Consider the following 21,215-nt stretch of genomic DNA (forward strand, 5'->3'; position numbering starts at 1 on the left):
GCGTTCGGTGCCCGACCAGCCGGTGAGTCGCCGTGAGCGACGCTGGCGCGGCGGATCGACACGAGGAGTTTCTCTCGGGCGAACGCCCCGATGACATCCTGATATACCTCCACGAGGAGGGCGTCGGATCGATCGAACGGCTGGCCGACCTCGGTGTTCGCGTCGACGACGGCGTCGTATTGGTGCTTCCGGGCGAGAAGGGTCGGGCGGCGTTCGAGCGCGCAACGGGCCTTGACGCGATGGACTTCGCCGGAACGGCGATGGACACCGACGGGGAGATCGAGGCCGACTGCACCGGCGGCACCTGCCCGGACTCCGACGACTCGGGCGAGCACTACGCCAAGTTCGTCTTCGCGTTCGTCGAAGAGCAAAACGAGACCGTCGGCGGGATTTACGCCGAGGGCGACGTGCGACACGGCTATGCGGCCTGTGCCTGCGGAACGACGTATTCCGAGAAGTCGGTTCTCGACGGCGAGTGACTCCGGGGCGTCGCTCCACGGCGACGAGCATCTATTAATCGCCGTCCGTTATCCGAGTCGACCCGTGCTGGTTTTTTATCAGGTCCCCGCTCGCTCCGCCGGGGGCCTCGATCTTCGACACCGTTATAAGAAGCCGCCCGGCGTCGAGTGGTCTAACGACCTTCGATCTGGTGAGTCGGCTGCCGTCAGCTCGCGGGCGATCGCATAAACTGCGCCACTCGCACCACCGATCGCGCCGATGCTTACGCCAACTCGTCCGCGAGCGCATCGGCGATGCGCCCGCCGATCGCGGCCTTCTCACCCTCGTGGACGGTCACATCGTCCTCGGAAACGAGGAGGACCCGCGTCGTTTCCGACCCCATGACGCTCGCGTCGTTAGCGACGACGAAAGCGAGCCCGGCGCGTTCGAGCGATTTCCGGGCTGCCCCGATCATAGCCTCGTCGCTGCCCGTCGTCTCGAGTTTGAACCCGACGATCGGCAACTCGGGGTGCTCCGCGCGAACCGAGTCGATGAGCTTCGGGGTCGGCTCGAACTCGAGCGTTAACTCGCCCCCCGAGCGGAGCTTCTCGGGGGCTGTCTCGATCGTGTAGTCGCTGATCGCGGCCGCCGAGACGAGTGCGTCAGCGTCGTCGGCCACCGAGCGGACGGCCTCAAGCATCTCAGTCGCACTCTCGGCGCCGAGGGTGTCGGCGTACGGCACGTCGGGGCCGTCGTGAACGAGCGTCACGTCCGCGCCGCGGGCATAGCAGGCCTTCGCAACCGCCCGCCCGGTCCGCCCGGAGGCGCGGTTTGTCACCACCCGGACGGGGTCGATCGATTCGCTTGTTGCCCCGCTCGTGACGACGACGTGTGTGCCGGCCAGCGGGCGATCGCCCCTCGCCCGCGCGACCTCAAGGACGATCGCCGCCTCGGTCGCGATCTTGGCTTTTCCCTCCTCAAGCCGCGGGTCGACGAACCCGACGCCCCACGATTCCAGGCGGTCGAGCGATTCGAGGACGCCGGGGTGGTCGTACATCGGCTTATGCATCGCCGGCGCGACGACGGTCGGGACATCCGCCCCGAGCGCCGTCGTCGCCGTCGTCGTGACGGGGGTATCGTCGATCGCACCGGCGACCTTTCCGATCGTATTCGCCGTTGCGGGCGCAAGCAACAACACGTCGGCCCAGCCCTCATAACCGCACAACTCGACGTGCTCGACCGACCCGGTGATCTCGGTGATGACCGGGTTCTCGGTCGCGAACTCCAGGGACCACGGGTGGACGATTCCCCGCGCCGCGTCGGTCATCACGGCCCGGACCTCGGCACCCTGCCGCCGGAGTTCGTGGGCCAATTCGACCGTCTTGACTGCCGCGATGGATCCCGACACGCCCAACGCGACGTTCGTGCCCGCGAGCATCGGCCGATCGTTCGGCGCGCGTATTTAAAAACTATCGTGACTGCGGCCGGTCGTTCGTCGTTCCAGCGGTCGGCCCGATCGCGGCGTATATAAATGGTGATGCGAAATTGCGTCCGTTTGGTTACCGATGGAGCGCATCATAAAGCGCGTCACACGTTCCATCTCTGCAGATCTCCCGATATTGGTGTGGGAATTAAGACATCGATTCGGTGCGCTCCCCCCGTACTGAGACGTAAATAAGTATTCCAAGCATGCCGGGGACTAGACCGGCCAAGAACAGCAATGCGATTCCCACTCCCCATTGCCACGCCCAGTCACTCCCTCGGGACTTCGCATCCCGGTACACCCATCGACCGATGAGGCCGAAGACAATGAACAATAGTAGGAACTCAGCTGCTGAGTGAATTAGTATAGGCGTTTGGAATAAGTGAAGTCGCTGTACTGCATTCACCCTCTGTGTCTTGCACTGCATTCTGTAGCTATCGCCATCGCAATGGTTTTTATACTGAGTTGCACCGCAGTAAACCGACTGTGAGTGTTTCCATGACACGCTGTGCCGATGTGAACCGCCTCGGGGTTACGCCCGAGGCACTCGGCCTGTCCACCTGTAGAATCAGGCTGTCTCGATCCGTAACTCCACATCGCGCTCCTCGCCCTCTAGGTCGGCGACGACGCGGCGGACGATTCGCTCGGCTTCCTCACGGATTTTTGGCTTGATTTTCTCTACGACCCAGCCCAGCGAGACGAACCGCGGGAGGTCGACGATCCCGTCGTCGGCCGATCCGGGAGCATACTCGGCGATGAAGGTGACCTCGGTTTTCGGCGACGACCGGTCGGCATCGCCCTCGGCTGACCCGCCGGTATCTTCTTCAGACGACCCGCCGGCATCCTGTTTCACCGATCCCTCGGCACCCTCGATCGGATCGATCAGCCACCGACCCGAGGCGTCGATATCCTTGATGATCCGCCAGTCGATCCGCCGGGGCGGGTCGACCCCCGTCACCGCCGACCGGGCAGTGTAGTGGAGTTTCCACCACTCGAACCGCAACGCGTACTCGGTTCCGGCTCCCCCGTCCCCGAACTGTCGAACCGATTCGAGGTACTGCGAATAGTTGGCGTATCGTCGGAACGCGAGGAGGAACTCGTAGACATCCTCGGCCGGCAGATAGACGACCGTGCTGACTTCGACTCGGTCCACACCCTCTTGTCGGGCGGGGCTATCCTAAGCTTTCGGCTCGCCGATCGACAGTCGGTAGTCGGTCGCGCCCGACGACCACGATGTGTGCGGAAGGCAGACGACAACGGCCTGGATCGCCCGTCCCGTCGTCGACCCGACGGCCGTCGCGACGCTTCGAGACCACCTCTATGGGTGGCTGGGTGCGCCTGAGCCGTACCGACGGGCGCGAACCCCCCACGTCAGCGTCTTTGGCGTGCGGCTTCCGGCCGACCGCGCCGCCGCCTTCGAGTACGAGTTCGCGTCGTTCGCCGACGCCGTCAGTCGCTGGCGCGGCCCACTCGAGGGGTACCTGTTTCATCCCTCCGCCCGGAATCCGATGGTCGTCGCACTGGACGTTCCGCTCGCCATCGGGCGGGTCGCCTCCCCGGTCGCAGACCTGCTCGCGGCCCACGACGGCCGCGTGGAGCGGGGGCCGACGCCGGCACACGTCACGCTCCTGAAGGGGGGCGTCCGCGGCGAGAAACTCCAGTGGGCGCAACTCGACGACCGGACGCGCGACCGACTGTGGGCCGCACTCGGGGACTCGACCGGCGGACTGGAGCCGCCCGATCGGCTGGTCGATCCGTCGTTCCAAATCGAGCTGGGGCCGCCCCGGCTCGAGTGGGACTGACCCTTTTTGTCGACGGAGGTCCCAATACCCGTATGGCAGATCTCAGCGAGGCGGGGTTCAAGAAGCGGACCCGGGTTTCGAAGGCGCGCGAGGCGCTCCTCGACATCCCGCCGATCGAGCGCACCGAACACATTCCGCTGTCGTTCGCCGACGGTCGAACTGTCGCCGAGCCGGTCGACGCGGTGATGAACGTCCCCCACTACCCACGAGCGGCGATGGACGGGTGGGCCGTCCGAGCCGAGGACACGTTCGGGGCGTCGGATCGCTCGCCGGCGATCGTCGACCCCGACGAATCGATAGGACCGAACCGGGCCGTCCGCGTCCACACCGGCAGCGAACTCCCCGATGGCGCAGACGCGGTCGTGATGATCGAGGAGACCGACCGCGTCGGCGACGAGCTGGAGCTATTCGACGCCGTTGCGGAAGGCGAGAACGTCGGCCCGGTCGGCGAGGACGTCGAGAGCGGCCAGCGGCTCTACGAGCCGGGACACACCCTCCGGCCGTCGGATCTCGGGCTGCTGAAGGGGACCGGTGTAGACGCCGTCGAGGTGTTCGAACACCCCGAGGTGGCCGTCGTTCCGACAGGCGAAGAGCTCGTCCAGTCCGACCCCGACCCCGGCGAAATCATCGAGACCAACCGCTTTACCATCTCGCGGCTCGCCGAGCGCTGGGGGGCGGAGGTGACGCGCCGGGAGATCGTCACCGATGACCACGAGGCGCTTCGGGCCGCCATCCAGCGGGATCTCGTCCGCGATGTCGTCGTCACGACCGGCGGCTCCTCAGTCGGCGAGCGCGATCTCATCCCCGATGTCGTCGAGGAACTGGGCGAGGTGTTCGTCCACGGCGTCGCCCTGAAGCCCGGCCACCCCGTCGCGCTGGGTCGAGTCGAGGGGACGACCGTCGTTATGCTCCCCGGCTACCCGGTGGCCGCGATCGTTAATGCCGTCCAGTTCTTTCGGCCGCTGATCAAGCATCTCGGCGGCGTCACGCCCGAACCGCTGCCGGCACAGGAGGCGACGCTAACTCGGAAGATACGAAGCGAACCCGGCATCCGGACGTTCGTCCGAGTCACGCTTGAAACCGGCGCGTCTGGGCTTGAGGCGACCCCAACGCGTGCCAGCGGCTCCGGCGTCCTTTCGAGCGTCGCCTTGGCCGATGGCTGGGTCGTCGTCGAGGAGAGCCGCGAAGGGATCGCGGAGGGTGAAACCGTTGCCGTTGAGAACTGGGAGTACAATGGATAGAAAGCAGTTCCGGAATCTCGCAGATCCCGACGTGGCCCGCGAGACCATCGCCTCGCTCGATCTCGCCCCCGAGACCGAGACGGTCCCGCTACGGGACGCCCGTGGGCGGGTTCTCGCCGAACGAATCGACGCCGGTCTCGACGTCCCCGGGTTCGACCGGGCAAGCGTCGACGGCTACGCGCTCAGGGCCGCCGACACGTTCGGCGCGGACGAGGCCGACCCCGTTACGGTGCGCCGTGTCGGCCAGGTTCACGCGGGCTCGGAACCGGATATCGAGGTCGCGGAGGGCGAGTGTGCCGAAATCTCGACGGGGGCCGTTCTCCCGCCCGGCGCGGACGCGGTCGTGATGGTCGAACGGACCGACCTCGGCGAGACCGACGACGACGTTCTCGTCCGGACGTCGCTCGCTCCCGGCGATCGCGTCATGTTCGCGGGGGCCGACATCGCCGCCGGCGAGCGTGCGCTCGGCCCCGGAACCATCGTGACCCCGCGGGAGATCGGCCTGTTGTCGGCGATCGGTGTCGACGAAGTGTCGGTCCGTGGCGTGCCGACGGTCGGGATCGTCTCGACCGGCGACGAACTCATCCGGCCGGGCGAGGCCCTCGACAGCGACGCCGGGCAGATATACGACGTCAACAGCTACACGACCGCGACGGCCGTCGAGGAGGCGGGCGGCGAGGCGAAGCTGTACCCCCACGCGGGCGACGATTACGACGCGATGGAGGCCGCGCTCCGAACCGCCGCCGAGGAGTGCGATCTGGTCCTCTCGTCGGGGTCGACGTCGGCCTCGGCGGTCGACGTTATCTACCGCGTCGTCGAGGAGACCGGCGAACTCCTGTTGCACGGTGTCGCCGTCAAACCCGGCAAGCCGATGCTCGTCGGCGAGTTGGCCGGCAGCGCCTATATCGGCCTGCCGGGGTATCCCGTCTCCGCGCTGACGATCTTCCGGGCGTTCGTCGCCCCGGCGATCCGGCGGGCTGCGGGTCGTCCCGAACCAAAGACAGCGACGATCGAGGGGCGGATGGCGGTCCGGGAGCGATATAGTGAGGGCCGGCTCCGATACATGCCCGCCGGGCTGGTCACCGACGGTGACGGCGAGACGCTCGTATACCCGGTTGATAAGGGCAGCGGCGCGACAACGAGTCTCGTCGAGGCCGACGGGATCGTCTCGGTGTCGCCCGACGTCGAGTACTTGGACGCCGGCGAGTCAGTCGAAGTTAAGCTGTTCTCGAGCGACGTGCGCCCGCCGACGCTGTTTGGCGCTGGCGAGGACGACCCGGCGCTGTCGCGGCTGCTCGACCGCGTCGATCGCCCCCGATATCTCGGGGTTGGAGGCCGACAGGGCCGCCGCAGGCTCCGCGACGGCGTCGCCGACGTCGCCGTCGTGACCGGCGACTCGACCCCCGACGGCGTCGAGTTGGGCGGATGGTCTCGCGAGTGGGGCCTCGTCGTCCCGACGGGGAATCCGGAGGAGGTCGCCGGGCTGGCGGATCTGATCGACGACGACCTTCGATTTATAAACCGCACGACTGATTCGGGGCTCCGGTCGACGCTTTCGGACGCCCTCGACGATCTCGCCGACGAGCGCGGCACCGGTCGCCGCGAACTCACCGACGCCATCGATGGCTTCGAGCTCGCGGTTCGGGCCCACGAGTCGCCCGCGAGGAAGGTCCTCAAGGGCGACGCGGATGTCGGCCTCGGGCTTCAGGCCACGGCTGAGTCGCTCGGGATGGCGTTTGTCCCCTGTGGCACCGAGCGTGTCAGCGTGGTCGCCGACCCGAAGCGGGCGGACAAACCTGGAGTCCGTCGGCTTGAGGCGGCAATCGACGACGGGGCAGCCGTCTTCGATGAGCTGGCCGGGTACCGAGGCTAAAAGCCCCGTGACGCACCTCACGGAGTTGGATGTCGACGCCTCGGACGTCTCGGTAGTGACCAACCGGCGCGAGGAGGTGCTCGCCGCTGTCCGGGACCACGCCGGAGGGATCGCCTACAACGTCGCGAGGATCGAAGGCGGTGACTACGGCCGTCGAGCCTTCTCAACGGATCGCGGCGAGTGGACGGTCAAGTACGAGGCCGGCGAGTTGGAGTTTCTCCTGTACGAACCGCGCGGCGGCGGGAAGACGTACGTCATCTCGATGCAGTCGCCGGCAGCCCCGGAGCCGCTTGCTCGCGCGCTCGAGGACTACGGGGCGTTCGTCGCCGCCTACAACGACTACGTCGCCTCCCTCGAGGGGGTTCTCGATGCTGTCAACGCCGACTTTCCCGCGGTCGAATCGGCCGAGTCGGTCGCCGCCGAACGGGATCGCGTCGTCGATCGGATCGAGTCGTGCTGTGGGCGGGTGGCCGGCGAACTCCATCGCCACGAAGGCACCGAGTACGGCACCTTCACCGCGCGCGTCGACGGAACGCGGTGGGAACTCAAACGCGAGGCCGATGCCGTGTCGTACCTGCGCGTCGGGGGGTCCGGCGGCGTGTACCTCCTCTCGCAGTACGGACCCCCGGCCGCGACCGACGTTCGGGAGTACGCGCCCCGGTTCGGCGGGTTCGTTTCGGCGTACAACGACCACGTCGCGGGGCTGGCCCTCGATCTCGAACGGATCGAACGCTGAGGCCCGCCGGCCGGGGGAGGAGAGTATCGCTCAGATGTCACCGGGGCCCCGGCGACGGCTGGCCGCTATCGGGGGGCCGTCGGCTGGCCGCCACCGGGGGCTTTAACGCAGGCGCGCTCGTACGACAGCGTATGCAATTGCGCGAGGCCCTCGGCGACCTACCGGAAACGGTGTTCGCCGATCTACTGGAGGACGACGACGCGTACCTCCTCGTCGTCGACCTGCCGGGGACGACCACGGACACAGTCGACGTGACGATCGAAGGAGGTCGGCTGACGATCGAGGCCCGGCGTGAGAAGTCCGTTCCGCGGGAGTTCCGATATCTCTCCGAGGAGCGGGCGCTGTTTCTCGACGCCGAGTTGCCGCTGCCGCCGGACGCCACTGGCGCCGACGCCGAGGGATCGATCGAGCGGGGCGTGTTGACGCTCACGCTCCCGAAATCCGACGCCGATGGCGGCCAGCGGATCCCCCTCTCGTGACGGGAGCGAACGGATATCGATGAGACAGTGTTGCTCCGGCACAGACCGGCGTCGAGCCCTCGGTGGACGCTGTGAGGTGTCCAGCTAATGCTCCGAGCGTACCGGCGATTTTTCGTCGTTGCCTACCAGTTTCTGCCGCTGTTGCTCGCCTACGCGCGGGACCGAAAACGGTTCATTTTCTTTGGCGGGGGTCGGCAGGTCGCCCCTGAGACAAGCCGAAAGCGCGCGCAGTCGCTTTTAAACTCGCTTTTGACGCTCGGCCCGACGTTCATCAAACTCGGACAACTGCTGTCGACGCGGCCGGACGTGTTGCCGCCCGAGTACATCGAGGAGTTCGAGCAACTGCAGGACGACGTGCCGCCGGCGGCGTGGCCGGGAGCGAAGGCGGTCATCGAGGCGGACATCGGCCCGATAGAGGAGACGTTCGACGAATTCGACACCGATCCGATAAGCGGGGCGAGCCTCGGGCAGGTGTACATCGCCGAGATCGACGGTGACCGGGTCGCGGTGAAGGTTCGACGGCCAAATATCGAGCCGCTCGTCGAGGCGGACTTGCGCGTCGTCGGATGGTCGCTGCCGATCCTGATGCGGTTCGTCGGGCAGGCGCGATCGTTCTCGCTCGAGACCATCGCCGACGAGTTCGAGAAGACGATCCGCGAGGAGATGGACTACGGCCGCGAGCGGAAGATGCTGACTGAGATCGGCGAGAACTTCGCCGCGAACGAGCGGATCCGAGTTCCCGACGCCCGCCCGGCGCTGTCGAGCGATCGGGTGCTGACGATGGAGTACGTCGAGGGGACAAAGATATCCGACGTCGAGAACCTCGACGAGTTGGGACTCGACCGGACCGACCTTGCCGTGACGCTTCAAGAGACGTATCTCCAGATGATCGTTCAGGACGGCGTCTTCCACGCCGACCCACACCCGGGGAATCTCGCGGTCAAGGACGACGGAACGCTCGTCTTCTATGACTTCGGGATGTCGGGGCGCGTCGATCCGTTCATCCAGGACAAGATCATCGAGTTCTACATGGCCGTCGCCGCACAGGACACCGACGCAATCCTCGACGCGCTCGTCGAAATGGGGACGCTCAGCCCGGAGGCCGACCGTGAAGTGATGTCGAACGTGATGGAACTGGCTATCGCCGACGCCCGCGGTGAGGACATCGAACAGTACCGCGTCCAGCAGATCATCCAGCAGGTCGAGGACACGATCTACGAGTTCCCGCTTCGGCTTCCGCCGAACCTCGCGTTGGTGTTGCGGGTCGCGACGGTCGTCGAGGGAGTCTGTGTCACGCTCGATCCGGACTTCGACTTCATCTCCGTGGCGACCGGCTACCTTCGCGAGCAGGGATTCATCGAGGAGAGCGCTCGCGATTTCGTCGCCGAACGGGCCCAAGAGGCCCGGGATTTCGGCGAGTCGCTCGTCCGGGTTCCCCCGAAACTCGAATCCACGCTCGACGATCTCGATCGCGGAGATGTGACGCTTACCGTCGAGTTCAGTCGCGAGGAGGAGACGTTCGAACGGTTGGCCAAGCGGATCGCCCTCGCGGCGCTTTTGACGGCGACACTCATCTCGTCGTCGGTACTGTACGCCTTCTCGACGCCGCTGGCAGCCGCCGTCGCGGTCGTCGCTTCGGTTCCGCTCGCAATATCACTGTGGCGGTCGTTCCGACGGAGCGGCGGGTTCAACTCCCAGCCCAAATTCACCAGACAGCGGCTCAGACAGCGCGAAAAGTGACCGTCGCTGACCCGTCGCCGACCGGCGGCGTTCGGCGCACCCCGGTTCCGGAGCTTTTAACCGACTCGCTGGCCGATGTATGGGTAATGGCTTTTGAGGAACTACTGAACGACCCGGTGATTCAGAAGTACCTCCACGAACTTGTCGGGCCGACGGGGATGCCCGTCGCCGCCGCGCCGCCGGACGGCGAAGTCACCGACGAGGAACTCGCGGAGGAACTCGGGCTGGAACTCAATGACGTGCGGCGGGCGCTCTTTATTCTGTACGAGAACGACCTTGCTTCGTACCGACGCCTGCGCGATGAGGACTCGGGGTGGCTCACCTATCTGTGGACCTTCGAGTACGAATCGATCCCCGAACAGCTTGAAGCCGAAATGCGCCGGCTTCTCGATGCGCTCGAACAACGTCGACAGTACGAGGCTGAAAACGAGTTCTACCTCTGTGGGCAGTGTCAGCTCCGGTTTGAGTTCGGTGAGGCGATGGAGTTCGGCTTCGAGTGCCCCCAATGCGGCGGTCAACTCGAGACAATGGAGAACGACCGGCTCATCGACGCGATGGAGATGCGGATCGAGGAGTTGAGCGACGAACTGAACGTCAACACCGAAGCTGATATCGACGGGGCCGTGGACGCCTGATGGTCGTCCTCGCAACAAAGGTGTACGTGCTCGGCGAAGGACGCCGCCGGGCGATGGACTCGTTGGAGTCGCTCGTGGAGAACGAACTCGGAGACCTCGACGTGGAGTTTACCGTCGGCTTGCGTGATGACGACTTCCCCTCCGTGACCGTAACTGGCGAGGACGCGCCCGTCGCGCGGAACCTGCTCGAAGCCGAGTGGGGAGCGATTACACCACACAGAGAAGCCGGCGAAACCTACGTCGGGACGCTCGAATCCTGGGACGACGACGGGGTCGTCCTCGATGCCGGGGAGTCGGTTCGAATTCCGGCCGACGAGCTCGGCCTCGGCCCCGGAAGCCCCGATCAGATCCGGACGCGGTTCGGCCTCGTCCAGCACATCCCACTCAGGTTCGTCGAGGGCGACGACAGGGAGCCGAACAGCCTCGCCGACGCCGAACGGGACCGCCTCTATGAGTGGACTCGAGGCACCGGCCGCGTCAACGCCAACAGTACGACGCGGGCCCAGCTTCGGGCGACGGTCAATCGGTCGGGCCACGCCGACGACATCGTGACTGTCGAGCGTGTCGGGCTTCTCGAATCGAGCGTCATCTGCCGGGAGGGTACCGACGCCCCCGGACTGTTGGCTGACATCGGTCCGCACCTCGAAGCGGAACTGCTTGCCATCGTCCCATAGTCATGAACCGCCGACTGCTCGCCGCGCTCGCGTTGGTCGCCCTGCTCGGTCTAAGCGGTTGTACGACGATTCTCGGAAGCGATGTCGGCGATCCCGAGGCGCTCTCGGCCGACGCCGAGTACCAGTACGAAACCGACCGCGACGCCTTCATCACCGTCAACCGGGAGAACTACACCGCGGTTTACAACGTCTCGGCGAAGGTGACCGGGGACAACGGCACGATAGCGTTCTACCGGACGAACGCGTTGACGATCGAGAACCCCCTCGAAGTCGAGGCGTTGCAGTTCCGCTACACCAACGGGACGATTGTTCGGTACGTCGACGGGGAAGCGGTGATGATCCGCGAGGACGGAACCCAAGAGCCAACGGACGCTCTTTCGGTCGACACGACGCGAGAGCGAACGATCGTTGCACTGCCCGCAGAGGAGGGACAGATAGCGTTCACGACGCCGAAATCGGGCAAGGAGATCGCTGTGTACACGCCGGTACATGGGAGCTACGAGGTCGCGCTCCCGCCCGGCCGGGACGCATCGGTTCCGATCCTCTCGCGGACGCGACCGTCGAACGACGATCGAGTCGTCGTCGACGACCGAGTTCATCTTCAGTGGGACAACGTCGAGACGTCCGTGCTCAGCATTCGATGGTATCTCGACCGGGATCTGTGGCTGTTCGGCGGCCTCGCCGTCGTCGGAGCGATCCTAGGCGTCGTCGGGATCGTCTACTACTACCGGAGTATTCGAATGGCGGAGAAACGCCGGGACGAGGCGGGTCTCGATGTCGACACCGGTGACGACGATCGCGAGGGGCCGCCCCCTGGGATGCGGTAGCGCTCTCTCGACACGATCGCTCGGGGCGGGTCGGACGCCTGTCCTCACCGTTTATTCGGTTCCGGCTCGAACCGATCGTATGGACGTCGCTTTGATCTCCGTCGGAGACGAACTGTTGGCGGGCGATACAGTCAATACAAACGCCGCGTGGCTCGGCGAACGCCTCTCCGAACGCGGGGCATCGGTCGGGCGAGTGACGGTCGTTCCGGATCGGATCGCCGACATCGCCCGCGTCATCAACGAGTACGCCGCGGAGTACGACGCCGTCATCACAACGGGAGGGCTCGGGCCGACCCACGACGACCGGACGATGGAGGCCGTCGCTGCCGCGGTTGGCCGATCCGTCGAGACGTCCGAGGCCGTCATCAAGTGGCTCGACGAGGAGCGTGACTACCAGCGTTCGGACCTCACGGACGGGACGGCAGACCTCCCGGCTGACGCCCGCCCGCTGCACAACGCTGTCGGCGTCGCTCCCGGCTGCGTCGTGGAGAACATCTACGTCCTGCCTGGAGTTCCAAGCGAGATGCAGGCGATGTTCGAGTCAGTCGCGTCGGAGTTCCACGGCCAGCGCCGACACGTCGAAACGATCACGCTCGACGAACCCGAGAGCGCGCTGGTCGATCGGCTGCGGGAACTGGAGACGAGATTCGGCGTCAAGGTCGGTAGTTATCCCGGCAAGAACGTCCGCGTGAAAGTCGAGAGCACCGACCGAGGGTCAGTCGAGGAAGCCATCGAGTGGCTTCGTAAAAACGGAATCGAAGCGTCGACGTAATTACTGATACAGATATAACAGCCACCCGACGGTGATGAGGAGGCTCGCGAGCAACACGACCCAACCGGACGCGTCAACGATAAGCGGACTGTCTTGGAACGCCTGCAGAGCCATGTTCATACGCGACCGTCATCGCCCCGTGGTATTAATGGATTCCATTCACCGACACCACAACGCGGACGACAGCCGCCGACGGTCGAAGCCGTTGGCCACCGAACGGTGATATTGTGACGCCGCGATCAGGAACGCCGTCAGGCACTCGGGGTGTCGATCGCTCAGGGCGTCAGGTACTCGAACCATCGGCGACACCGGGTCCCTTTTCACGTGCCACCGCTGATACGTGGTATGCGACGCGTTGGGCTGGTGGTGAACCCGATCGCCGGCATGGGCGGTCGGGTCGGCCTGAAGGGGACCGACAACAAAGTCGAGGAGGCCCGTCATCGGGGCGCGGAACCGCGGTCGCCGGATCGCGCCCTCGAAGCGCTTGCGCACCTCCGAAATCAGCCCGAGGAGGTCGAACTCTACACCTACGGCGGAGCGATGGGCGAGCGCGAGGCTCGCGCTGCCGGGTTTTCGCCCGTCGTCGTCGGTACCCCGGACGGCGAGGAGACCAGCGCCGCGGATACGTACGAAGCCGTCCGGCGGTTCGTTAACGAAGGGGTCGATCTCGTTCTGTTTGCCGGCGGGGACGGAACCGCGGTCGACGTAGCCGAGACACTCGAAGAACTCGGCGAGGAAACGCCGATACTCGGCGTTCCGAGCGGCGTGAAAGTCTACTCGTCGGTGTTTGCCGTCACGCCGCGGGCCGCCGGGCGGATCGCGACGTCGTTCAATCGGACGGAGACGCGGGAGGTCAACGACATCGACGAGGACGCCTACCGTGGCGGTGACGTCAACACGGAACTGAAAGCGCTCGCGTCCGTTCCAGTTGGCGACGAGATACAGTCCGCAAAGCAGATCGGTGGCGGGACAGTCGAGTCCCTCGCCGCCGCAGTCGCGGCGGAGATCGAGGCGGACGAGGCGACGTACGTCTTGGGCCCCGGGTCGACCATCGACGCGATCAAAGCCGGCCTCGGGATCGACGGCTCGCCGCTCGGCGTCGACGTCTGGCGTACGGGCGAGGTGCTTGCCCGCGACGCCGGAGAGATGGAGATCCTCGAATCGCTCGGCGAGCGGAACGTGGTCGTGGTCTCACCGATCGGTGGGCAAGGGTTCATTTTCGGCCGTGGGAACGACCAGATCTCGCCGCCGGTGATCCGCCGGTCCGAACTCAGGGTCGTCGCTTCGAAGCAGAAGCTCTCCGATATCGGTGTGTTGCGTGTGGACACCGGTGATCCGGAACTGGATGAGGAACTCCGCGGCTGGCAACGGGTTCGGGTCGGGAAGTTCGAACGACGACTCCTGAAAGTCGTTTAAAAGGGTGCTTCGAGGCCGTCGTCGTCGGGATCGGAGTCGGAATCGAAATCGACGTCCACGTCGACGCCCAGTTCGTCGGCCAACTCGCCGCGTTGGTGAAGTTCGTCCAAGATGTCGCTGCCGCCGATGAACTCGCCGTCGACGAACGTCTGTGGGATCGTTTCCCAGCCACTGTGTTCCTCGAGGGCCTCCCGATAGGTGTCGAGTGCCGGGAGGACATCTTCGGCGACGATGTCGTCGGCGTCGTGGTACTGCGTAAGGATGTCGAGGGCGTTTTGTGAGTAGCCACACTGCGGCATCAGCTTGTTCCCCTTCATGAAGAGGACGAGATCGTTGTTCTCGATGAGGCTGTCGACGCGGTCACGTACCTCGTCCGACTCGACGCCACCACTAGGATCGAATGTCATAGCCACCGGTTCGAGCGCGATGGGCAAAACAGTTGTGTCGGTGGCAGTCAGGTGCGTCGCCGTGGTCACTCGACGGTTTCGATCGTCCCGCCCTCCCGTTCCCATTCAGTGAGGCTGCCCTCGTAGAAGTCCACGTCGGGGTACCCGAGCGCCCGAAGGACAGTGTAGGTGTGGCTGATCCGCCGAGCGGTGTTGCAGTAGAGCACGACCCGCTTTTCGGGGACGATCCCACGCTCGTCGAGCAGCGACCGCAACGCCGCTTCGGAGCGAACGGTACGCGCATCGGTATCGACGAGTTCGCGCCAATCGAGTCGGACTGCCCCGGGGATATGGCCCTCCTCGTACTCGTGGACTTCGCGGGTGTCGACGATGACGGCGTCAGGGTCACCGAGAGCGACCTCGATCGCCGCGCGTTCAACGAGGGGACCGTCGGGGTCGAACGCCGCCGCGTACGCGGCAGGGTCGGGATCGGGGGCGTCGGTCGTCGTCGGTTCGGCGCGGTTCCAGACGGAGTAGTCGCCGTCGAGAAGGTGCAGTTTTTCGGGGTCGTGGCCGTACAGTTCCGCCGTCACGAGCAATCGAGCGGCGAAAACGCCGTGGGTGTCGTCGTAGGCGACGATGTCGTCGTCGGAAGCGATACCCGCTTCACCGAGTAACCCGGCGAAGGCGTCCGCGCCCGGGAGCATCCCGGCCTCGGCCGCGCCGTGTTCGTCCGCGCGGAAGCTGTCGAAGGGGACGTTGACAGCGCCCGGGATGTGGCCGATCCCCTCGTACTCCCAGGTGTCCCTGACGTCGACGACGGCGACCCCCGGCGTGTCCAGACGATCGGCGGCCCACTCGGCGTCGATGATTCGATCGTTCACGGTAGCACGTTCGGACGCGCCGTCTTAACGGCTTTTCTTCAGCCGGTAGTATCAATCAGTCGTTGGAAGCAGCAACATTATCTGATATCTCCGACAAAACCGTGGGCTAACGACGCGCCCGTGCCGGTGGCTCGGATGTCATGGCGGTCGTTTTCGGCAATTTCGGCCGCATTTGTCGTCTCCCGGTCAGTCGAATTAGTTGCCGTGACCGGTGAGGAGCGGCGGGGCGTGCCGTCACGGATGGTGGTTTATATACCGGGGGCACATAATAAACTGTAATGAGTGAATCCGAGTACGCGAACGACGTGTTAGTATCGGCTGACTGGGTTGAACAGCGACTCGACGAGTTCGAGAGCGACGACCCGGCACACCGGCTCGTCGAGGTCGACGTCGACACCGAGGCCTACGACGAATCGCACGCCCCGGGAGCCATCGGTTTCAATTGGGAGACCGATCTTCAAGACCAGACAACTCGGGACATCCTCGACAAGGAGGACTTCGAGTCCCTGCTGGGCGAACACGGCATCACCGACGACTCGACGGTCGTGCTGTACGGCGACAACGCCAATTGGTTCGCGGCGTACACCTACTGGCAGTTCAAGTACTACGGCCACGACGACGTGAAACTACTCGACGGCGGCCGCGAGTACTGGCTCGAGAACGACTATCCGACGACTGACGAGGTTCCCTCCTTCTCGGCGGTGGCGTACGATGCCTCCGGTCCCCGCGAGTCGATCCGTGCGTACCGCGAGGATGTCGAGAACGCGATCGATCGTGGCCTGCCGCTCGTTGACGTTCGCTCGCCCGAGGAGTTCAGCGGCGAGGTGCTCGCGCCGCCAGGACTCAACGAGACGGCCCAGCGTGGCGGCCACATCCCCGGCGCACAGAACATCTCGTGGGCGGCCGTGACGAACGACGACGGGACGTTCAAGAACGCCGACGAACTGCAGGAACTCTACGGCGACCACGGCATCGACGGTGAGGGAACGACCGTCGCCTACTGCCGGATCGGCGAGCGCTCGTCCGTCGCGTGGTTCGCTCTCCACGAGTTGCTCGGCTACGAGGACACGATCAACTACGACGGCTCTTGGACCGAGTGGGGTAATTTGGTTGGAGCGCCGATAGAGACAGGCGAGGCCGAGTAAGCGAAGCGCACGAGGCCTCGAAGTGAGGCGGGGAGGAACAACCCGCTGAAGAGGGCGAGGCCGACGACTGAGCGAAGCAATATATTTTTCCGATAGCGATGACCCGTCGAGCGAAGTGACCTATCTCAACAGCCCAACAGCCGACCGCTGCTTACAAGCGGGGACACGACGTACGAGTACACATGCATTCAGAGGAGTTCATCGACACCGTCCGCGCCGAGAACGAAACCGAACTCTCGCGGCTTGGGTCGTCGAAATCGCTGTTCGCCGACACCGACGGCGACATGAACGCCGAGGATGTCCTCACCGCCGCCGCGACGGCTGAACACCACGCGGCCGAGACGTATGGGCAGTGGGCCGACGCCGAGAGCGGCGACATCGCCGAGGCGTTTGCGGAGACCGAACGCGAGGAACGGTCTCACTACGAGACGGTCGTGGGTGGACTCGACGAACACGAACCGGGAGACGCGCCGGCGATCCAGGCGTACCTCCGCGATCTCGACGACGCGGAGGCGCGTCTCGGCGGATTCGTCGGCCGGACGATCGCCGCGGAGAAATCAAAGACACAGATAACGGGCTTCTTTGTCGGCGACGCGGACCCCCAGACTGCGGGGCTGTTCCGGGACATGGGCGACGACCTCGACGCACAACTGTCGCGGGCGGCGGAGCTACTTGACGCCGAGTGCGGTGACGACGATGAACGCTGGAGTCGTGCCCTCGAAGCCGCCAACGGGGCGATCGAGTCCGCCTACGACGAGTACACCCACGCGCTCGAGTCGATGGGTGTCAATCCGAAGCCAGTCTGTTGAGCGGGTGTTCGGGCGGATCGCCCTATCGCCAGCCCCATCCAGCAGTTTATATGTCATCGGGCGACCAGGCTGCCCGTGCCCTGACGAGCGGCGGTCGACCCCCGAGGCGGGAGTACGGGGATGGGTCGGCCGGACGCCACCCCGTCTGTTCGCTACAACTCCAGTCCGCGGATTACGACACCGTCGCCGGACTCGATCCGGCCGATGACCTGCGCGTCCTCAATAGCACCGGTGACGGATTCGGCGTCCGATTCGGGGAGGGCGGCAACGAAGCCAGTTCCCATGTTGAACGTCCGGTACATCTCCTCGTCGGCCACGCCTCCTTCGTCTTGAATGAACTCGAATACTGGCTGCGGGTCGAAGGCGTCCTCGATCACATACCGATGCTCGCCCATCCGTGTGAGGTTCGTCCACCCACCGCCGGTGATGTGCGCCGTCGCATGAGTTTCTGCGGCCTGCAGCGGCTCGAGTACGTCGCGGTAAATCCGCGTTGGCTCGAGTAGTACCTCGCCGATGGTCCGGTCCTCGTCGTAAGGGAACGGATCTGTGTAGGCGTGGTTCCGCGTCGCCGCCTCGCGCGCCAGCGTCAGCCCGTTCGAGTGGATCCCCGAGGACGGGACGCCGACGAGACGGTCGCCCACTCGGGCCCGCCCGTCGAACAGCTCCGATTCAGTCGCTAGCCCGGCGCAGGCCCCGGCGAGGTCGAGCCCGCGTATCACGTCGGGCATTACCGCCGTTTCGCCGCCGACGAGCGCGACCTCGGCGCGCTCGGCTCCGGCGGCGAGCCCGTCGCCGACCCGTTCCGACGTTTCGTCATCCGGCACCTCGACGGCGAGGTAGTCGACGAACGCCACCGGCGTGACCCCAGCCGCGATGAGGTCGTTGGCGTTCATCGCGATGCAGTCGATACCGATCGTCGAATAGTCGTCAAGCGCTTCGGCGACGAGTAGCTTCGTCCCGACGCCGTCGGTCGCCAACGCCAGATACCGGTCACCGATGTCGATGAGACCGGCGTAGTCGCCCTCGAAATCGCCGATCGCGCCGAGTAGCGCCGCCGTCGCCGCTTCGCTCTCGCCGATGTCGACGCCCGTCTCGGCGTACGTGAGCCCGTCCTCTGGGTCGTCATCGTTCATACCACACCCGCCGGCCGAACGGGTCAAAAGCGCGTCGGTTGCCCCCGTAGACGATCAAAACGTCGGGAACCCGACGAGGAGAAACGAACCGACGGCCACCAGCGCCGACCCGACGAAGACGACCGCGAAGACCGGCTTGCTCCAGGCGGCGACCGACTTTCCGTCGAGCGGCCCGAAGGGAAGCATATTGAACGCCGCGAGGAAGGCGTTGATCAGCACGCCGAGTGCACCGACCTGCCCGACGAATCCGGTAAGAAAGACAAACGGGAGGAACACGCCGACCAAGACAACGTTCGTCAGCGGCCCGGCAACTGAGACGAGCCCGCCCTGTCGCTGTGTGATCCGACCGCGGTGATACACCGCCCCCGGCGCGGCAAACAGGAATCCGGCGAACGCGGCACCGATGCAAAGCGCCAACATCCTGTAATCGGCCTTGAACGACGCGACTTGCCCGAACCGGACTGCAACGACCTTGTGTGCGAGTTCGTGCAGGAGGAACCCGACCCCGACCGTCAGGGCGCTAGCGGCAAAGACGCGGGCAAACAGCGGCGACGACACGGCGCCAACGATGTCGGGGAACACCGCCCGGCCGGTGGAGATGAAAATGAAGACGCTGAAGGCGAGGCCGAGTGCGACCCACGCGACGAGGAGGTCCCTTATTTCGTCGTGATAGAACCGGATCCCGTCGAGGCGAAACGCGCTCACTGTACCGCCTCACCTAGAATCTCGGCGCTGTTGAAAGCGGCCTCGATCATCAGCCGTGCGATGCCTCCGGCCCCTTCGATCCCCGAACCGGCGAACAGATACGGCAACAGGACGGTCGCGAAGACGACGCTGCCGACGAAGCTCCCGACGTTCGTTAGCGCGACAATCATGATGAGCTTGAAAAGCGGCACGGTAGTGAGTTCGTTCCATAGTTGTCTGAGCGGCGCCTCCTCGTCGGACATAATCTCGTTGAGTGTCGAAATGTCGCCGACGTTGACCTCGAGATACCGCAACTCAACGTAGCCCGCAAACCACCCCGGAGCGAGCAGCGGATTGACACTCGTCAGCCACGCGACCGCGCCGCCGACCCCAGCAGAGCGCCAGTGTGCGCCGGCGAGTTTGGCGAGGCCGAACGCCAAGATTCCGTTGATGAGGAACCACGCGGCGAACAGCCGGAACAACAGGGCGCTGGAAGCGCCCTCGACGCCGGTGTAGGTCGCGATGGCCAACAACACGAAAAAGACGAGGAAACCGAGGGTAAACGCGTATCCGAACAACTTGTACAGCGAAACCCGACTCTTGGAACTCCGCCCGGTGAGGGACGCCATCGGGGGGAGCAACGACGGCGTCTCGAGGTAGCGTTCGATCCCCTCGCGGTGGCCTGCGCCGACGACCGCAACGACGTTGCGCCCCTCGTCCCGCAACGCAACGAGTTGGTGGGCGATATAGGCGTCGCGTTCGTCGATGAGCGCCTCGGCACCACCCGGCGAGAACCGCCGGAACTCCTCCATCATCGCACCCACGACATCGGTATCTGTCATCCGATCAATGTCGATCTCTTGGAGGTCGTCGTCTTCGGGGGCCAGCCCCTCAAGTCCGAGGACGATGGCGATCCCGAGCGCCAGTCCGAGCGCGAGTGCGACGATAACCGTATCAGCGATCCCGACGAGAGCGCTTGGGCCGAGCGCCGCGGGAACGACGAACGGCCCCGCGATAGCGCCGGCGAGGATCGAGACGACGAGTCCGAGCGCGATCCCGACACCCATCCCGATCTCTCTGGAGTCACCCAAGCCGACCGCGAGGCTTCCGGCGAGCTTGAGCTTCTCGAAGGCCGACAGCCGCGCCCAGAACCGCTGGATGGTGACTTGGATGTCGCGATCGACTAATGCAACGTCGATCCCGAGGGCCTCGGCGCTCTCGATCGCGGCCTTCATATCCGATCCCGGTTCGATGTCGAAACGGTCGCCTAAACGCGCCTGTACGTACGAGAGCATCCAGTACGCGAGGAACTGATACACCGTATTCCCCTTCAACAGATCGCCCGCATCGAGGTCCTCGGGCGCCTCGCCACGGAGTTGTCGATACCGGCCCTCGTCGAGTTCGACCGCGACGACCTCGGGGCGCTCCTCCTCGAGAACCGACTCGACCTCCTCGACGCTGGCCTCCGAGACGTGGGCGGTCCCGACGACCTGTACCGACCCCGTTTCGGCGTCCCTACTCATTGTTGGCAACTGTCGGGCAAGCCGTTTACGTGTATCGGGACGGGAGCGGCTCCGGTTACACTCCCGGCGGTCACCTGACGACCGTTACCGGGACAGGCGACCGACGAACGACGGTCTCGGCGACGCTACCGAGGAGAATTCGGGAAAGTCCCTCCCGTCCATGGCTTCCGATGACCACGGCATCGATGGACTCCTGCTCGACGAAGTCGACGATCGCACGGGCAGGCGACCCGGCAATGACGTTCGTTTCGACATCGGTATCGACGGACGCCGACGCCTCGGCTAGGAGTTCCTCGCCCGAGGCCGCCGCCTCGTCGTACCACTCCTCCCAGTAGCCAGCTAGGGCGGCCTCCGGCGCAGCCCGGTACCCCGCCTCAACGTAATCGAGGACGTGCAACAGGACGATCTCGTCGTCACTGTGGGTATTCTTTGCGTACTCAAGTGCTGCCTCGGCCTGTTCGGACTCGTTGTAGGGGACCAAGACTCGCATACTGGTAGGTACCTCGCCGCTGATTTAAACCTTCGTCGGGGGGCG

21 protein-coding genes and 1 pseudogene are annotated in these 21,215 nt (G+C 65.2%); 14 read left to right on the forward strand and 8 right to left on the reverse strand.

Annotation, left to right across the window (positions count from 1 at the left end):
- Positions 1-32: 32 nt before the first annotated feature.
- Entirely contained in the window at positions 33-479 is a 447-nt protein-coding gene (locus tag ACI944_RS00385) for a DUF5807 family protein (RefSeq protein WP_411717080.1), read from the forward strand.
- Positions 480-721: 242 nt separating this feature from the next.
- Here the strand turns inward: ACI944_RS00385 and coaBC are convergent, their stop codons facing one another.
- Together coaBC and ACI944_RS00395 are read right to left on the reverse strand one after the other, a co-directional pair.
- Positions 722-1,876: a bifunctional phosphopantothenoylcysteine decarboxylase/phosphopantothenate--cysteine ligase CoaBC gene (gene coaBC, locus ACI944_RS00390; protein WP_411717081.1), complete on the reverse strand. Its 1,155-nt coding sequence runs from the start codon at positions 1,874-1,876 to the stop codon at positions 722-724.
- A gap of 613 nt (positions 1,877-2,489) precedes the next feature.
- The gene (locus ACI944_RS00395) at positions 2,490-3,074 is read right to left on the reverse strand and encodes an SRPBCC family protein (RefSeq protein WP_411717082.1); all 585 of its coding nucleotides are present in this window, start codon (positions 3,072-3,074) and stop codon (positions 2,490-2,492) included.
- Between the two features lie 82 nt (positions 3,075-3,156).
- Here ACI944_RS00395 and ACI944_RS00400 point away from each other — a divergent pair, with 82 nt between their 5' ends.
- The 11 genes from ACI944_RS00400 to ACI944_RS00450 all read left to right on the forward strand — a co-directional run bounded on the left by ACI944_RS00400 (position 3,157) and on the right by ACI944_RS00450 (position 14,116).
- The gene (locus tag ACI944_RS00400) at positions 3,157-3,723 is read left to right on the forward strand and encodes a hypothetical protein (protein WP_411717083.1); all 567 of its coding nucleotides are present in this window, start codon (positions 3,157-3,159) and stop codon (positions 3,721-3,723) included.
- A gap of 32 nt (positions 3,724-3,755) precedes the next feature.
- Entirely contained in the window at positions 3,756-4,964 is a 1,209-nt protein-coding gene (gene glp, locus ACI944_RS00405) for a gephyrin-like molybdotransferase Glp (RefSeq protein WP_411717084.1), read from the forward strand.
- Positions 4,957-6,837, forward strand: coding sequence for a molybdopterin biosynthesis protein (locus ACI944_RS00410; RefSeq protein ID WP_411717085.1), 1,881 nt, complete (start codon positions 4,957-4,959; stop codon positions 6,835-6,837). The genes glp and ACI944_RS00410 overlap by 8 nt, the downstream gene beginning before the upstream one ends.
- A 7-nt stretch (positions 6,838-6,844) precedes the next feature.
- A complete protein-coding gene (locus tag ACI944_RS00415) occupies positions 6,845-7,573 on the forward strand; it encodes a hypothetical protein (RefSeq protein WP_411717086.1) in 729 nt (242 codons plus the stop codon).
- A gap of 131 nt (positions 7,574-7,704) precedes the next feature.
- A complete protein-coding gene (locus tag ACI944_RS00420; RefSeq protein ID WP_411717087.1) occupies positions 7,705-8,052 on the forward strand; it encodes an Hsp20/alpha crystallin family protein in 348 nt (115 codons plus the stop codon).
- 87 nt (positions 8,053-8,139) lie between these two features.
- Positions 8,140-9,792 (forward strand): ABC1 kinase family protein, encoded by a 1,653-nt coding sequence (locus ACI944_RS00425; RefSeq protein WP_411717088.1) that lies wholly within the window; start codon positions 8,140-8,142, stop codon positions 9,790-9,792.
- Between the two features lie 86 nt (positions 9,793-9,878).
- Complete coding sequence (locus ACI944_RS00430) at positions 9,879-10,427, forward strand: transcription factor (protein ID WP_411717089.1); 549 nt, start codon at positions 9,879-9,881, stop codon at positions 10,425-10,427.
- A complete protein-coding gene (locus tag ACI944_RS00435) occupies positions 10,427-11,101 on the forward strand; it encodes a DUF2110 family protein (protein ID WP_411717090.1) in 675 nt (224 codons plus the stop codon). The genes ACI944_RS00430 and ACI944_RS00435 overlap by 1 nt, the downstream gene beginning before the upstream one ends.
- Positions 11,102-11,103: 2 nt before the next feature.
- Positions 11,104-11,928: a DUF5803 family protein gene (locus ACI944_RS00440; protein WP_411717091.1), complete on the forward strand. Its 825-nt coding sequence runs from the start codon at positions 11,104-11,106 to the stop codon at positions 11,926-11,928.
- Between the two features lie 79 nt (positions 11,929-12,007).
- Positions 12,008-12,700 (forward strand): competence/damage-inducible protein A, encoded by a 693-nt coding sequence (locus tag ACI944_RS00445; protein ID WP_411717092.1) that lies wholly within the window; start codon positions 12,008-12,010, stop codon positions 12,698-12,700.
- 345 nt (positions 12,701-13,045) lie between these two features.
- On the forward strand, positions 13,046-14,116 hold the full coding sequence (locus ACI944_RS00450; RefSeq protein ID WP_411717093.1) for an ATP-NAD kinase family protein: 1,071 nt from the start codon (positions 13,046-13,048) through the stop codon (positions 14,114-14,116).
- Positions 14,117-14,175: 59 nt separating this feature from the next.
- On the opposite strand, the pseudogene ACI944_RS00455 reads toward ACI944_RS00450, so the two are convergent.
- Both ACI944_RS00455 and ACI944_RS00460 read right to left on the reverse strand, forming a co-directional pair.
- Positions 14,176-14,523, reverse strand: a pseudogene (locus tag ACI944_RS00455) (glutaredoxin family protein); the annotation flags it as partial.
- A 65-nt stretch (positions 14,524-14,588) separates the two neighbouring features.
- The gene (locus ACI944_RS00460) at positions 14,589-15,386 is read right to left on the reverse strand and encodes a sulfurtransferase (RefSeq protein WP_411717094.1); all 798 of its coding nucleotides are present in this window, start codon (positions 15,384-15,386) and stop codon (positions 14,589-14,591) included.
- Positions 15,387-15,664: 278 nt separating this feature from the next.
- Here ACI944_RS00460 and ACI944_RS00465 point away from each other — a divergent pair, with 278 nt between their 5' ends.
- Positions 15,665-16,531, forward strand: coding sequence for a sulfurtransferase (locus ACI944_RS00465; RefSeq protein ID WP_411717095.1), 867 nt, complete (start codon positions 15,665-15,667; stop codon positions 16,529-16,531).
- Positions 16,532-16,713: 182 nt separating this feature from the next.
- Positions 16,714-17,340, forward strand: coding sequence for a rubrerythrin family protein (locus ACI944_RS00470; RefSeq protein ID WP_411717096.1), 627 nt, complete (start codon positions 16,714-16,716; stop codon positions 17,338-17,340).
- Positions 17,341-17,492: 152 nt separating this feature from the next.
- Here ACI944_RS00470 and purM read toward each other — a convergent pair whose 3' ends face one another.
- From purM to ACI944_RS00490, 4 genes are all read right to left on the reverse strand, one after another.
- Positions 17,493-18,473, reverse strand: coding sequence for a phosphoribosylformylglycinamidine cyclo-ligase (gene purM, locus ACI944_RS00475; protein WP_411717097.1), 981 nt, complete (start codon positions 18,471-18,473; stop codon positions 17,493-17,495).
- Positions 18,474-18,527: 54 nt separating this feature from the next.
- A complete protein-coding gene (locus ACI944_RS00480) occupies positions 18,528-19,154 on the reverse strand; it encodes a metalloprotease (RefSeq protein WP_411717110.1) in 627 nt (208 codons plus the stop codon).
- Positions 19,155-19,174: 20 nt separating this feature from the next.
- A complete protein-coding gene (locus ACI944_RS00485) occupies positions 19,175-20,680 on the reverse strand; it encodes a TraB/GumN family protein (RefSeq protein WP_411717098.1) in 1,506 nt (501 codons plus the stop codon).
- A 70-nt stretch (positions 20,681-20,750) separates the two neighbouring features.
- Positions 20,751-21,170, reverse strand: coding sequence for a universal stress protein (locus ACI944_RS00490; protein ID WP_411717099.1), 420 nt, complete (start codon positions 21,168-21,170; stop codon positions 20,751-20,753).
- Between the last annotated feature and the right edge of the window lie 45 nt (positions 21,171-21,215).

Source organism: Natronomonas sp. (assembly GCF_046710025.1).
GTDB lineage: Archaea > Halobacteriota > Halobacteria > Halobacteriales > Haloarculaceae > Natronomonas.

Excerpts from the sequence above, each read along its gene's own strand:
- coaBC (WP_411717081.1), bottom strand. The coding sequence starts at position 1,876 with ATGCTCGCGGGCACGAACGTCGCGTTGGGCGTGTCGGGATCCATCGCG.
- glp (WP_411717084.1), top strand. The coding sequence starts at position 3,756 with ATGGCAGATCTCAGCGAGGCGGGGTTCAAGAAGCGGACCCGGGTTTCG.
- ACI944_RS00410 (WP_411717085.1), top strand. The coding sequence starts at position 4,957 with ATGGATAGAAAGCAGTTCCGGAATCTCGCAGATCCCGACGTGGCCCGC.
- ACI944_RS00420 (WP_411717087.1), top strand. The coding sequence starts at position 7,705 with ATGCAATTGCGCGAGGCCCTCGGCGACCTACCGGAAACGGTGTTCGCC.
- ACI944_RS00425 (WP_411717088.1), top strand. The coding sequence starts at position 8,140 with ATGCTCCGAGCGTACCGGCGATTTTTCGTCGTTGCCTACCAGTTTCTG.
- ACI944_RS00430 (WP_411717089.1), top strand. The coding sequence starts at position 9,879 with ATGGCTTTTGAGGAACTACTGAACGACCCGGTGATTCAGAAGTACCTC.
- ACI944_RS00435 (WP_411717090.1), top strand. The coding sequence starts at position 10,427 with ATGGTCGTCCTCGCAACAAAGGTGTACGTGCTCGGCGAAGGACGCCGC.
- ACI944_RS00440 (WP_411717091.1), top strand. The coding sequence starts at position 11,104 with ATGAACCGCCGACTGCTCGCCGCGCTCGCGTTGGTCGCCCTGCTCGGT.
- ACI944_RS00445 (WP_411717092.1), top strand. The coding sequence starts at position 12,008 with ATGGACGTCGCTTTGATCTCCGTCGGAGACGAACTGTTGGCGGGCGAT.
- ACI944_RS00450 (WP_411717093.1), top strand. The coding sequence starts at position 13,046 with ATGCGACGCGTTGGGCTGGTGGTGAACCCGATCGCCGGCATGGGCGGT.
- ACI944_RS00465 (WP_411717095.1), top strand. The coding sequence starts at position 15,665 with ATGAGTGAATCCGAGTACGCGAACGACGTGTTAGTATCGGCTGACTGG.
- ACI944_RS00470 (WP_411717096.1), top strand. The coding sequence starts at position 16,714 with ATGCATTCAGAGGAGTTCATCGACACCGTCCGCGCCGAGAACGAAACC.
- purM (WP_411717097.1), bottom strand. The coding sequence starts at position 18,473 with ATGAACGATGACGACCCAGAGGACGGGCTCACGTACGCCGAGACGGGC.
- ACI944_RS00485 (WP_411717098.1), bottom strand. The coding sequence starts at position 20,680 with ATGAGTAGGGACGCCGAAACGGGGTCGGTACAGGTCGTCGGGACCGCC.
- ACI944_RS00490 (WP_411717099.1), bottom strand. The coding sequence starts at position 21,170 with ATGCGAGTCTTGGTCCCCTACAACGAGTCCGAACAGGCCGAGGCAGCA.